The organism is Cutibacterium avidum 44067, from assembly GCF_000367205.1.
Lineage (GTDB): Bacteria > Actinomycetota > Actinomycetes > Propionibacteriales > Propionibacteriaceae > Cutibacterium > Cutibacterium avidum.
In genome coordinates, this window is the sequence record NC_021064.1 from 1,664,015 (window position 1) to 1,676,445 (window position 12,431).

Consider the following 12,431-nt stretch of genomic DNA (forward strand, 5'->3'; position numbering starts at 1 on the left):
GGGTCTACCCGGAGAGGATCAGCCCTGGAAAGCCTTGGCCCTCATGAAGGGCATCTCGGCAACCATCTCACGGGCCTTGGCAGCCACCTTGTGCTCAGCCAGCACCTCGTAATGGGTGGCGACAACCTGCTGGACAGAGTTGAAGTCGCGCTCCCCACCCGACATCGCATACGTGATGGCAGCCGTGATCATGCCGATGATGACGCCCACGAGCAGCCCTGTCAGCAACACCACGAAAATGGCCTCGCCGGTGGTGAAGAACATCATCATGAGGCCGACCAGCAGACCCATGCCGAGTCCGGAGACGGCCCCCTGGCCGAGCACCGAGCCCCAGGTACGACGACCGGTGACTCTCTCCATCGTCTTGAGGTCAGTTCCGACGATGCACAGGTTCTCGACCGGGAACTCCTTGTCGGACAGCTCGTCGACAATCTTCTGGGCCGTCTCGTAATCGTCGACCACAACGACTGACTGCGGGTACTCAAGATTGATCATGGCATCTGCCCTGCCCGGCATCACACTCATCGTCACGGCTACCTCCTTGGTCTGGACCACAGTATACGGACAGCCACCGACAGTCCTCCGTCATCGGTCACGGCATCGTTACTGGCCCTCCGGGTAGATTGTGCGAGGTGAACAGGTCCCAGTCGGTATTCATCTCCCGGATTCGTGGCCTTCCCGTCATGGATGCCAACGGCGATCAGGTCGGCAAGGTCAGGGACGTCGTCGTCCAGATGCGTACCCCCGGCCGCGCCCCACTCGTGCGCGGCCTCGTCGTCGAGCTCTTCGCACGTCGGCGGATATTCGTGCCCATGGTCCGGGTGCACGCCATCGACGCGGTGCAGATCATGATCTCGGGAACCGTCAACACCCAGGTGTTCTCCCGCCGCGTCTCCGAGACCCTCGTCGTCGAGGACCTCTTCGACCGTACCTTCACCCGCGATGGCAAGCAGGTGTGGGTGATGGACGTCTCGATGGCCCCGGTGCGCAGCCGCGAGTGGGAGATCAACGAGGTGGCCCTGGCCGAGTCCGGACGGGGCCGATTCATCCGCAAGACCCCCAGCAACCCGACCATCGTCGACTGGCGCGAAGTACCCTCCCTGGTGCTGGCCTCCCGGCAGTCCACCGAGCGCACCATCGCCGAGATGCACGAGATGAAACCGGCCGACATGGCCCGCGAGTTGCATGACATGAATCCCCATCGTCGCGCCGAGGTGGCCATGGCCCTTGACGACGACCAACTCGCCAACGCCATCGAGGAGCTGCCGGAGGGCGAGCAGGTCTCCCTCATCACCGTCCTCGATCCTGACCGCGCCGCCGACATCCTCGAGGAGATGGACCCCGACGACGCCGCGGACCTCATCAAGGAGTTGCCGGACACCACCGCCCATCAGCTGCTGGCCCGCATGGAGCCTGACGACGCCGCGGACGTCCGATCCCTGATGGCCTATGCCGAGTTCACTGCCGGTGCCATGATGACCCCGGAGCCCGTCATCGTCGCCCCCGATGCCACCGTCGCCGACGCGCTGGCCCTGGTCCGCAACGAGGACATCACCCCTGCCGAGGCCTCCATGGTCTTCGTGTGTCGTCCTCCCACCGAGACCCCGACCGGTCGATACCTGGGAGCGGTGCACGTCCAGCGTCTGCTGCGCGAACCGCCCTCGACGATGGTCTCGGCCATCATCGACACTGATCTCGAGCCCATGCGCACGGACGCCCCGGTGGGTGCGGTGAGCCGCTATTTCGCCACCTACAACCTCGTCGCGGTCCCGGTCGTCAATGAGGCGAACCAGCTCGTCGGGGCGGTGGCCGTTGACGACCTACTCGACCACCTGCTGCCCGCCGACTGGCGGGGCGACCAGATGGACGGCGAACTTCTGGAGGTGAACCATGGCTGACGGCGATCAGAGGATCCACGACGCCGATCGTCTCGACATCCCGGGACCGCGCAAGGCCAGACGCCCCAAGGTGCAGCTGGACTCCGAGAAGTTCGGCCAGTTCGCCGAGGCCACCGCCAGGTTCATGGGAACCGCGAAATTCCTCGCGTACATGACGGTCGTCGTTCTCGCCTGGATCATCTGGAACCTCGTCGCGATCTACAAGCTGCGCTTCGACCCGTACCCGTTCATCCTGCTCAACCTGTTCTTCTCCACCCAGGCCTCCTACTCGGCTCCCCTCATCCTGCTGGCCCAGAACCGTCAGGAAGACCGTGACCGGGTGTCGATGGCCGAGGACCGCCGAGTGGCTGCCCAGTCCCGTGCTGACATGGAGTTCCTGGCCAGGGAGGTCGCCTCCATCCGGATGCAGATGGGTGAACTGGCGACCCGTGACTACCTGCGCTCCGAGCTGCGAGACGAATTGCGCTCCCTTCTGGAGGAGATTGAGGCCTCTCCGGCGCCCTCCGGATCGCGCTGATCGGAGTCGGTTCGCGATCGGCGAGTTGTCCGAGGGGCCCAACGGTGTGTAGACAAGTCAGCATGAGCACCGATAACCCGTTGGTCGAGGCCGTTGCCGAAGCTCTCACGCACGTCAATGACCCCGAGATCAAACGCCCCATCACCGATCTCAACATGGTTGATGAGATCACCGTTGATGACCAGGGACGCGCCTTCGTCCGCGTCCTGCTGACCGTGTCCGGATGCCCCCTCAAGACTGAGTTGCGCGAGCAGGTGACCGAGGCCGTCCGCGGTGTCGATGGGGTCACCAGCGTTTCCGTCGAGCTCGGCACCATGACTGACGAGCAGCGTGATGCCCTCAAGGTGCAGCTGCGCGAGGGCGTCCCCGAACGCGTCATCCCCTTCGCCCAGCCCGGAAACACCACCAAGGTCATCGCGGTGTCCTCCGGCAAGGGTGGCGTCGGCAAGTCCTCGGTGACCGTCAACCTGGCTCTGGCCCTGGCTCAGTTGGGTCGCGAGGTCGGCCTGCTGGACGCTGACATCTACGGCCACTCGGTGCCTGACATGCTCGGCCTGGGTGACGCCCACCCCACTCCCCTCGATGACATGCTGTTGCCGGTCCCTGGTCTGGGCATCAAGTCGATCAGCATCGGCATGATGAAGCCCAACAAGTCCGACGTCATCGCCTGGCGCGGCCCGATCCTCGACCGTGCTCTCACCCAACTGCTGGCTGACGTCCACTGGGGCGACCTCGACTACCTCCTCATCGACCTTCCGCCCGGCACCGGCGACATCGCCATGAGCCTGGGCCAGAAGCTGCCCAACGCCGAGGTCCTCGTCGTCACCACCCCGCAGCAGGCTGCCTCCGAGGTCGCCGAGCGTGCCGGAACGATGGCCGGGATCATGCAGCAGCGTGTCATGGGCGTCGTCGAGAACATGTCGTGGCTGGAGGTCACCGCCCCGAAGTCGGGCGAGACCTTCCGCGTCGACCTCTTCGGCACTGGCGGTGGTCAGAAGGCCGCCGATGCCCTGTCAGAGCGCCTGGGCACCGAGATCCCGCTGCTGGGCCAGATCCCGCTGGACGCCGATCTGCGCAGCGGCGGCGACGAGGGGGACCCCATCGTCCTCGCCCACCCGGAGTCCCCGGCTGCCAAGGCCATCCACGCACTGGCGAGCACCATCGACTCCCGCCCGCGCGGACTGGCCGGGATGAACCTGGGAGTCTCCCCGGTCTGATCAACCATTACGAAGCACTGGTCCCCGGTCAGTACTGACCGGGGACCAGTGCTTCTCTGGATCGTCTGCGAGACGAATCAGGTCGCCTCGGTGTCGAAGGGCACCGGCTGGCTGGAGTCGTGCGCTGACTCCGGACTCGATTCCGACGGCACCTCCGGCAACCCTTCCGAGTTGCGGATGTCTGCCAGGCCCAGGTCGAGGTCGGATCGAACGTCGGACAGGTCAGACTTGATCTCGTCAATGTCATCCTGCAGACCATCCAGGACGTACTTCCGCACGAAGTTCTGCGGCTTGAGGTCCTGGTAGTCGAGATCAGCGAACTGCGGTCCCAGCTCGCTGCGGAGCTGGTCCCTCGTGTTGTTCGCGATGTTCTTGAGGTAGTGATAGACGCGCGCCGCCTTGCGGGCCATCTCGGGCAACTTGTCCGGCCCAAACATGAGCACAGCAATGATGATGAGTACCGCGATTTCCGCTGGACCTGCTGTGGACATGCCCCATATGCTACCCCGGAATTCGGCCTCCCCATGTCACTGCAGGGTTGTCACAGCTGAGTACGATCCAGCAGATCGAAGAAGGGCTCGGTGTGCTCGGGCGTCGGCATGGTTTGCGGAAGACGAACCCCGCCGACGTCAAATCCTTGGTGCGCCAGCCCGGCCTTGACCATGGTGACGCCCTGGGCGGCAAAGACTCCGGTGAGAACCGGCAGGATTTCGCGGTAGATCGCCAGGGCCTCGTCAATCCGCCCTTCGACGTAGGCGTCGATGACCTCATGCATTCGCCTGCCGGTGAAGTGGGTCGACGTCCCGATGAGTCCGACCCCACCGACCGACAACAGGGCCGGTGTGATGGCGTCATCGCCGGAGTAATAGGCCAGGGTGGTGTTGGCCATCACCGTGGCCGACTCGACAACCTGCCCCTTGGCGTCCTTGACGGCCACGATGTTGGGATGGTCGGCCAGCTCGATGAGGGTCTTCGTCTCGATCGGGGTTCCGCTGCGCCCGGGAATGTCGTAGAGCATGATCGGCAGATCGGTGGCATCGGCGACGGTGGTGAAGTGCTCGATCAAGCCAGCCTGAGAGGGCTTGGAGTAGTACGGGGTGACGACCAGCAGTCCGTCCGCCCCGGCATCGGCAGCCTGACGGGCCAGCTCGACGGTGTGGGCGGTGTCATTGGTCCCGACACCGGCGACGATCGCAGCGTCCGACCCGACGGCATCGACGGCGGCCCTGACCATGTCAACCTTCTCGGCATCAGTGGTCGTCGGGGACTCGCCGGTCGTGCCATTGACGACGATGCCGTCATTGCGCTGCTCATCGACGAGTCTGTGCGCCAATTCGCCGGCCCGACGCAGGTCGACCACCCCTTCGGACGTCATCGGAGTCACCATGGCCGTGAGCAAACGGCCGAAAACGGGAGCAGACATGCGAGACCTCCTTGTATACCTGGTGCCCATGGTAGCCACGAGATGCCCTCGGCGGGCTAGGCTGTCCGTGTGAGTCCAGCACAGCCCAGACATCAAGCCCCAGACGCCCGGTCGTGGGAGTACGCCGACGGCTTCGTCGCCCCCTCGCCGGCCCTGCAGGAGGCCCGCGAGGCCGCGCGTGCCGATCAGTGGGAGGTGCTCGGCAACGGCACCACTGCCCTGCTGACCTTCCTGGCACGCACCATGCAGGCCAGCAACGTCGTCACTGTTGGTACTGACGCGGGCGTCTCAGCCCTGGCCCTGTTGGAGGGCATGACCGACAAAGGCGTGCTGACCAGCATCGATCCCGATGCCGAGCGTCAGGCTGCCGCCCGCAAGGTCCTCTCCCTGGCACGAATCCGCTCCAACCGGGTGCGCCTCATCACCGGCACCCCACTGGACGTGCTGCCCAAGCTGCGCGACGACGCCTACGACATGGTCCTCATCAACGGTGACCGGCTGGAGTACGTCGAGTACGTCTCCCAGGCACTGCGTCTGCTGCGTCGGGGCGGAGTCGTCATCGCCAATGCCGCACTGGCCAACAACCACGTCGCGGACCCTGACAACGAGGACGACGACACCCTCATCATCCGCGAGACCCTCGACTCGGTGCTGGAGACCGAGGAGTTCACCCCCGTCCTGCTGCCGGTGGGCGACGGTCTGCTGCTGGCGACGAAGGGCTGATCCCGGCCAGCCACGACGAAGCGGCTCCCCGGTGACCCGGGGAGCCGCTTCGTGCGTCCTGTGAATCGTCCGATCAGTAGGGGACGGTGATTCCCTTGCCGACCACCGTCACACCGCCTGGAGAGACGGTGAATCCGCGAGCGCGGTCGTGGTCGTGGTCGACGCCCACCTGGGCCCCGTCGGGAACGACGACGTTCTTGTCAAGGATGGCGCGGTGGACGGTGGCGTTGGACCCGATCGTCACGTTGTTCATGACGATCGACTCGTCGACACGAGCCCACCTCTCGATGCGGGCGCGCGGACCCAGCACCGTGCGGTAAATGTCAGTTCCGGAGATGATGCACCCGGCCGAGACCAGGGTGTCATCGCAGGAGCCACGCATCACGAACTTGGCGCCAGGAGCCTGTTCCTGCATGGTCCAGATGGGCCAGTCAGAGTTGTACAGGTTGAACTCCGGCTCGACCGACACCAGGTCCATGTGCGCGTCGTGGTAGGCATCGATGGTGCCCACGTCTCGCCAGTAGTCAGCGTCCTTGTCGGTGTTGCCCGGAACCTCGTTGTCGCGGAAGTCGTAGACCTGGGCATCGGAGGCGTTGACGAACCTGGGGATGATGTCGCCGCCCATGTCATGGCGCGAATCGGCAGTGTGGGAGTCGTCGTGCAGGGCCTGTACCAGAGCCTCGCGGCTGAAGATGTAATTACCCATGGAAGCGAAGGACTCGTCCGGAGAATCCGGCAGGCCAGGCGGATCAGCGGGCTTCTCGAGGAACTCGGTGATCTTGTGGTTCTCGTCGGCATCGATGATTCCGAAGGCAGAGGCTTCCTTGCGAGGCACCCGGATCCCGGCGACGGTGCATCCCAGACCGGAATCGATGTGGTACTGCAGCATGGCGTCGACGTCCATCCGATAGATGTTGTCGGCACCAAACACCACGACGTAATCGGGGTTCTGGTCGTTGATGAGGTTGAGGGACTGGTAGATGGCGTCGGCGCTGCCCTGGTACCAACGGGGTCCGAGACGCTGCTGGGCCGGGACCGGGGTCACGTACGACCCCAGCATCGTCGACATCCTCCACGTGATGGAGATGTGACGGTCGAGGGAGTGCGACTTGTACTGGGTCAGCACCGCGATCTGGGTGAGGCCCGAGTTCGCCAAGTTCGACAGCACGAAGTCGATGAGCCGATAGGTACCGCCGAACGGAACGGCTGGTTTGGCACGGTCCATCGTGAGGGGCATGAGGCGTTTGCCCTCGCCGCCAGCGAGGACGATGGACAGAACCTTGGGACGCGTCTTTGCCATGGCCCTCAATCTACCGTCACCGAGCCTCTAAGGGGCGATGATTACGACCCCAAACGGTCACTGTCGTGGAGAGTTTCTGATTCGTTGACGACAAGGCCACCCTATTGACCTGTCGGCGCCGTCTTTGTGGGACGATCAAGCCATGTACGTGTCCGTCATGACCCGCGAATACCCTCCTACCATCTACGGAGGCGCCGGCGTCCACGTCGCGCAACTCGTCCCCCATCTCCGCAACCTCATCGACGTCGATGTGCAGTGCATGGGAGAGCCACGCGAGGGAGCCACCGCCCATGCCGAGAACTACCCGGAGGGCGCCAACGGCGCGCTGCGGGCCTTCGGAGCTGACCTGTCCATGGTCAATGCGATCCCTGACGAGATCGATCTCGTCCATTCCCACACCTGGTACGCCAATCTCGCTGGTCTACTGGCCGGCGTCTTCCATGACGTCCCGCATGTCATCAGCGCCCATTCCCTGGAACCCGACAGGCCGTGGAAGGCCGAACAACTCGGTGGCGGATACCGGCTGTCCTCATGGGCCGAGAAGACGGCCTACGATGCCGCCGACGCCATCATCGCGGTCTCAGATGGTATGCGGAAGGACGTGCTGCGCGCCTACCCGGAACTCGACCCGGACAAGGTACACGTGGTGCGCAACGGCGTGGACACCGGGGAGTTCCACCCCGTCACCGAGACCGACGTCTGCCGCGAGATCGGCATGGATCCGGAGCGCCCGTCGGTGGTCTTCGTGGGACGCATCACCCGTCAGAAGGGTCTGATTCATCTGGTGCGCGCCGCTGCCGACCTCGATCCCGACACTCAGCTCGTCCTGCTGGCAGGAGCGCCGGACACCCCCGAGATCGGTGAGGAGTTCAAGACGGCTTTCGACGAGGTGCGGGCTTCCCGCAAGGCCCCGGTCATCTGGGTTGAGGAGATGCTGCCGCGTCCGTCGGTCCGTCAGGTGCTCTCGGCCGCCACGGTCTTCGCATGTCCCTCGGTCTACGAGCCGCTGGGCATCGTCAATCTCGAGGCCATGGCCTGCGCCACCCCGGTGGTCGCCTCCCGAGTCGGTGGCATTCCGGAGGTCGTCGTCGACGGGACGACTGGCCATCTGGTCGGTGGGGTCCCGACCGACTCCTCGACCCCCGAGCAGGTGGCCGGCTTCGAGTCGGCCTTCGCCGCAGCGATCAACAACCTCACCCGCGATCCGGAGCGCGCCGAGGCCTTCGGAACCGCTGGTCGTCAACGCTGCATCGATGAGTTCTCCTGGGCACGGATCGCCGAGCAGACCGTTGAGGTCTACAAGGCTGCCATCAATCGTCACAACGCCTGAGAGATCCGTATGAATGCAGTCGTGTGAATGCAGTCGTGCCCAGCTCCTCGGAGCCGGGCACGACCGTCTCTCAGCCGTCTGCGTCAGCCAACGACACCCTGGAGGCACTCGAGCAGTTCCTGGGCTTCGTCAGCGTTGAGTTCAACAACCAGCCGACCGCCACCTTCGACTGGAACGCGCATGATGATGCCACGGCCCTCCTTCGTGACCTCCATGGGACCGTCTCCGGTACGGGGCTTCATAGCTGCCATGTCACTCTTCCTCAATCACTGGGCAGTGGTGCAACCCCCATTATTCCGTATCCGGGCCCTTTCCGTCAGTGGTGTACTCCGCAGTGTCCGCGAAATCCTCCTTTTGGGCTGCCTCCAACTGGGCTGCCATACGGTCGAGCAGCTGATCCACCTGGCGCATGGAATAGCCTCTCGGCACCACCGCGAAGTGGGCCGAACGCAGGTCATCGGCGCTCAGATCGCCCTCGGGCAGGTCAGGGACCGGACGATCATCGACGACCGCCGGCACCTGCCCGAACTTGCCAGAAGCTGCCAGCACCGCCAGTCCGATGATGACGATGACAAGCCCACACAACGCCCACACCATCAGTGATCTCCTTCCGAACGCTCACGAAGCCATGACTCCAGCGCTCGGGCGCAATCGTCGAGGCTGGACAACTTGCAACACTCATCGGCCTTGTGGGCGTACATCGCGTCGCCAGGCCCGAAATTGAGGGCTGGACGTCCCATCTCGAAGAACCGAGCCACATCCGTCCAGCCGTATTTCGGCATCGGGGTCGTGCCGACCGATCGGGCGAAGGACCGAGCCAGCGGCTTGTCGAGGCCCGGCCGCGCCGGGGAGGACAGATCGAGGATCTCCATCGTCCAGTCGGCGAACATGGTGCGCATCATCTGTTCGGCCTGCTGAGCGGTCTTGTCAGGGGCGAACCGGTAGTTGATCTGGACCGTGGCAGTTGGGGGGACGACGTTGCCGGCCAGTCCACCCTGCACCATCGTCGCGTTGAGTCCTTCATGGTAGGTCAGCCCATCGACCTCGACGAGGTGGTCGCCGTCAGCCTGCCAGTCCTGCAGGATCTGGAGGATCGGCAACAGGCCATGAATGGCATTGTGGCCAGCCCAGGATCGGGCGGAATGGGCAGCCTGCCCCTCGGTCGTCAGGGTGAACCTCATCGTCCCCTGACAGCCTCCCTCGATGATGGCATCGGTGGGCTCCATGAGGATGGCCAGGTCGCAGTCGAGCAAGCTCTCGTCGTGGGATCGCACCTTGAGCAGCCCGTTGTGTTCGGCGGCGATCTCCTCCGCTTCGTAGAACACCCAGGTGACGTCGCGGCTGGGCGCAGCCAGGGTCGCTGCCAGATGCAGTGCGACGGCCACTCCCCCCTTCATGTCGCAGGTTCCCCTGCCGACCAGGTAGTCACCGTCGTCGCGGGTCTCGACGTGGCTGGGGAGATTGTCAGCCACCGGAACGGTGTCCAGGTGACCAGCGACGAGGACACGGGAATCCCGGCCCAGGTTGGTGGCCGCCACGATCGAGTTTCCGATCCTCGTGACCGTCAGATGGCCACAACCTCGCAGGGACTCCTCGACGGTATCGGCGAGCTGATCCTCATGGAGACTTTCGGAGCGAATGTCCACGATGTCGCGAAACAGGTCATGGAGGTCACCAGCGAGGTCGAGTTGCATGATCTTCACTGTACTGAACCGTCTGGCACCAGGCTCTCGACCACCTCGATGCCGGTTCCACAGGGACTTGGCAGCTGCCCGCAGCAAAGGTCCTGGTCCCCACCTCGACCTGGTCCCTCGACAGGCACGAGGCCGTCACCGACTCATTGGAACCGTTCGTGAGAGCCACCGACGTGGCGTCCCAATCATCGATGGCTGAGCGGTATGGAGTGGGCGAGTCCGGTCGCCAGAGATACCAGGAAGAAAGCCAGGTACGCAATCAGCGCGATGACGGCAACGATGAGGGCGAATCGTCCACGTTGATGACGAATCTCTCGGAGGGCCAGGACATGGGCGGCACGTTTCCACGACCGCTCAACCTAGTGACGGCACCGACACCGTCAGGTCGTCCCAACCTGCAACTAGACTCGTGGTCATGACGCAGACGACGACTTCACAAACCGCCCCGACCGACCGTCAGGCCTGGGGTTGGGGACTGGCCACCGTCCATGAGGACGGCGATGTCCTGGACACCTGGTACCCCGAGCCCAAACTGGGCGCCCCCGATGAATCCGAAGTCCCTGACGACCTGTACCGGGTCACCGAAGCCGGTCGTGACGCCATCCGCAACGTGCACACCGAGGTGGTGCGCACCGTCATCAATCTCGACGAGGCACCAGGTGACGTCCCCGACGCCTACCTGCGTCTGCACCTGCTGTCATCGCGCATGGCTCAGCCCCGCACCATCAACCTCGACGGCATCTTCGGTGTGCTGCCCAACAACGCGTGGACGACCATCGGCCCGATCCGGATGGCCGATCTGGAGAAGGCACGCATGGAGGCGCGCATCGCCCATGCCCCCTTCACCGTCCTGCTCGTCGACAAGTTCCCGCGCATGGTCGACTTCGTCATTCCCACCGGGGTGCGCATTGGTGACGCCGATCGCGTCCGTCTGGGAGCCCATCTGGCCGAGGGAACCACCGTCATGCACGAGGGGTTCGTCAATTTCAATGCCGGCACCCTGGGGCACTCCATGGTCGAGGGACGCATCAGCCAGGGTGTCGTCGTCGGTGACGGCACCGACATCGGCGGCGGCGCCTCCATCATGGGGACCCTGTCAGGAGGCGGCAAGGAGCAGGTGACGATCGGAGAGGGCTGCCTGCTGGGCGCCGAGGCCGGAATCGGGATCTCCCTGGGCGACAACTGCGTCGTCGAGGCGGGCCTCTACGTCACTGCCGGCACCAAGGTGACCCTGCCCGACGGCAAGGTCGTCAAGGCCTCGGAGCTGTCCGGCGCCGACGACATCCTCTACATCCGCGACTCGACGACCGGTGTCGTCAAGGCTCTCGGACGTGGCGACCACAAGATCGAGCTCAACACGGATCTGCACCAGAACTGACATGACGAAGTCCTCATCCCACCGGGCCCGCCCTGCCACCACGCGACGACCCCAGGGTCGACGCAGGCGCCGTTCCACCAATCCCGCCAGGTCGATAGCTGCCCTCGTCGTGGTGTTGGCGATCCTGGCGGGGCTGGGCTGGGGAAGCTACAAGGTGTGGAAGACCGTCGACCCGTTCGGCACCGTCGAGCCGGAGGGTTGCCGGGTGACGGTGTCCGGTCAGTCTTACGACCTCGACCTGGAACAGTCCCAGAACGCCGCCATCATCACTGCCGAGTCGATTCGACGCGGCCTGTCGGCCCATGCAGCCACCGTCGCCCTGGCGACCGCCATGCAGGAGTCGAAGCTGCGCAACATCGACTATGGCGATCGTGACTCCTTGGGTCTCTTCCAGCAGCGCCCCTCCCAGGGATGGGGAACTTCCAAGCAGATCATGGACCCGTGGTACTCCTCCGGGAAGTTCTATGAGGAGCTGGTGAAGTTCGGAAACTGGAAGGACATCAGCGTCAACGACGCCGCCCAGCAGGTGCAGCGCTCCGGATACCCGGAGGCGTACCGCCAGCATGAGCCGCTGGCCCAGGCGTGGGCGTCAGCGCTGACCGGCCACTCCCCCTCGGCCTTGTCGTGTGTCAACAGGTCCTCCGAGACGACCACGATTGACAAGCTCACCCAGACGGTGCGCAAGGGGATGGCCGCCAAGATCTCCATCCAGACCACAGGGGCGACGGCGACCTTCACCGCCACGGACCTGGTCTCGACCCGGGCAGCGGTGGCCTTGACGATGGCGAGCACGAATCTGGGGCCGATCGATCGCGCCACCGTCGCGACGACGAGTTGGAGTGCTGACCCCGAGCACCACGCCTCATGGAGTGCAGCCTCCGGCCCGTCAGCGAGCCCTGCTGCCAGCGGAACAGGCCGAGTCACCGGCACCGTCACCGCCCGCAGCTGACT

Annotated in this window: 14 protein-coding genes; 7 read left to right on the forward strand and 7 right to left on the reverse strand. The window is 64.6% G+C overall.

Going from position 1 to position 12,431, the window contains the following annotated elements:
* Positions 1–18 precede the first annotated feature (18 nt).
* Positions 19–525 (reverse strand): YflT domain-containing protein, encoded by a 507-nt coding sequence (locus PALO_RS07600; protein ID WP_171048598.1) that lies wholly within the window; start codon positions 523–525, stop codon positions 19–21.
* A 107-nt stretch (positions 526–632) separates the two neighbouring features.
* On the opposite strand from PALO_RS07600, the gene PALO_RS07605 reads away from it, so the two are divergent.
* From PALO_RS07605 to PALO_RS07615, 3 genes are all read left to right on the forward strand, one after another.
* Entirely contained in the window at positions 633–1,898 is a 1,266-nt protein-coding gene (locus tag PALO_RS07605) for a magnesium transporter MgtE N-terminal domain-containing protein (protein WP_004811920.1), read from the forward strand.
* Positions 1,891–2,415, forward strand: coding sequence for a DUF1003 domain-containing protein (locus PALO_RS07610; protein ID WP_004811921.1), 525 nt, complete (start codon positions 1,891–1,893; stop codon positions 2,413–2,415). Before PALO_RS07605 ends, PALO_RS07610 begins: the two co-directional genes overlap by 8 nt.
* A 62-nt stretch (positions 2,416–2,477) precedes the next feature.
* Entirely contained in the window at positions 2,478–3,632 is a 1,155-nt protein-coding gene (locus PALO_RS07615; RefSeq protein WP_015583079.1) for an Mrp/NBP35 family ATP-binding protein, read from the forward strand.
* A gap of 77 nt (positions 3,633–3,709) precedes the next feature.
* Here PALO_RS07615 and PALO_RS07620 read toward each other — a convergent pair whose 3' ends face one another.
* Both PALO_RS07620 and dapA read right to left on the reverse strand, forming a co-directional pair.
* Positions 3,710–4,123 (reverse strand): sec-independent translocase, encoded by a 414-nt coding sequence (locus tag PALO_RS07620; RefSeq protein ID WP_004811923.1) that lies wholly within the window; start codon positions 4,121–4,123, stop codon positions 3,710–3,712.
* A 50-nt stretch (positions 4,124–4,173) separates the two neighbouring features.
* The gene (dapA, locus tag PALO_RS07625) at positions 4,174–5,055 is read right to left on the reverse strand and encodes a 4-hydroxy-tetrahydrodipicolinate synthase (protein ID WP_004811924.1); all 882 of its coding nucleotides are present in this window, start codon (positions 5,053–5,055) and stop codon (positions 4,174–4,176) included.
* A gap of 69 nt (positions 5,056–5,124) precedes the next feature.
* On the opposite strand from dapA, the gene PALO_RS07630 reads away from it, so the two are divergent.
* Positions 5,125–5,778, forward strand: coding sequence for an O-methyltransferase (locus PALO_RS07630; RefSeq protein WP_004811925.1), 654 nt, complete (start codon positions 5,125–5,127; stop codon positions 5,776–5,778).
* A 73-nt stretch (positions 5,779–5,851) separates the two neighbouring features.
* Here the strand turns inward: PALO_RS07630 and glgC are convergent, their stop codons facing one another.
* Positions 5,852–7,078, reverse strand: a complete 1,227-nt coding sequence (gene glgC, locus PALO_RS07635) for a glucose-1-phosphate adenylyltransferase (protein WP_015583080.1) — start codon at positions 7,076–7,078, stop codon at positions 5,852–5,854.
* A gap of 142 nt (positions 7,079–7,220) precedes the next feature.
* Between glgC and glgA the strand changes: the two genes are divergently transcribed.
* Positions 7,221–8,408, forward strand: coding sequence for a glycogen synthase (glgA, locus tag PALO_RS07640; RefSeq protein ID WP_015583081.1), 1,188 nt, complete (start codon positions 7,221–7,223; stop codon positions 8,406–8,408).
* An 83-nt stretch (positions 8,409–8,491) separates the two neighbouring features.
* On the opposite strand, the gene PALO_RS11680 is transcribed toward glgA, so the two are convergent.
* From PALO_RS11680 to dapE, 3 genes are read right to left on the reverse strand one after another with little or no spacing between them, the layout of a single operon-like run.
* A complete protein-coding gene (locus tag PALO_RS11680) occupies positions 8,492–8,659 on the reverse strand; it encodes a DUF3117 domain-containing protein (RefSeq protein WP_004811928.1) in 168 nt (55 codons plus the stop codon).
* 40 nt (positions 8,660–8,699) lie between these two features.
* Entirely contained in the window at positions 8,700–9,005 is a 306-nt protein-coding gene (locus PALO_RS07645; protein WP_004811929.1) for a DivIVA domain-containing protein, read from the reverse strand.
* Positions 9,005–10,102 (reverse strand): succinyl-diaminopimelate desuccinylase, encoded by a 1,098-nt coding sequence (gene dapE / locus PALO_RS07650; protein ID WP_023032483.1) that lies wholly within the window; start codon positions 10,100–10,102, stop codon positions 9,005–9,007. The genes PALO_RS07645 and dapE overlap by 1 nt, the downstream gene beginning before the upstream one ends.
* A 415-nt stretch (positions 10,103–10,517) precedes the next feature.
* Between dapE and dapD the strand changes: the two genes are divergently transcribed.
* Positions 10,518–11,480: a 2,3,4,5-tetrahydropyridine-2,6-dicarboxylate N-succinyltransferase gene (gene dapD / locus PALO_RS07655; protein ID WP_015583082.1), complete on the forward strand. Its 963-nt coding sequence runs from the start codon at positions 10,518–10,520 to the stop codon at positions 11,478–11,480.
* A gap of 1 nt (position 11,481) precedes the next feature.
* Positions 11,482–12,429 carry a hypothetical protein gene (locus tag PALO_RS07660; RefSeq protein ID WP_023033345.1) on the forward strand — a complete coding sequence of 316 codons (948 nt, stop codon included), beginning with the start codon at positions 11,482–11,484 and terminating at the stop codon, positions 12,427–12,429.
* The last annotated feature ends 2 nt before the right edge of the window (positions 12,430–12,431 follow it).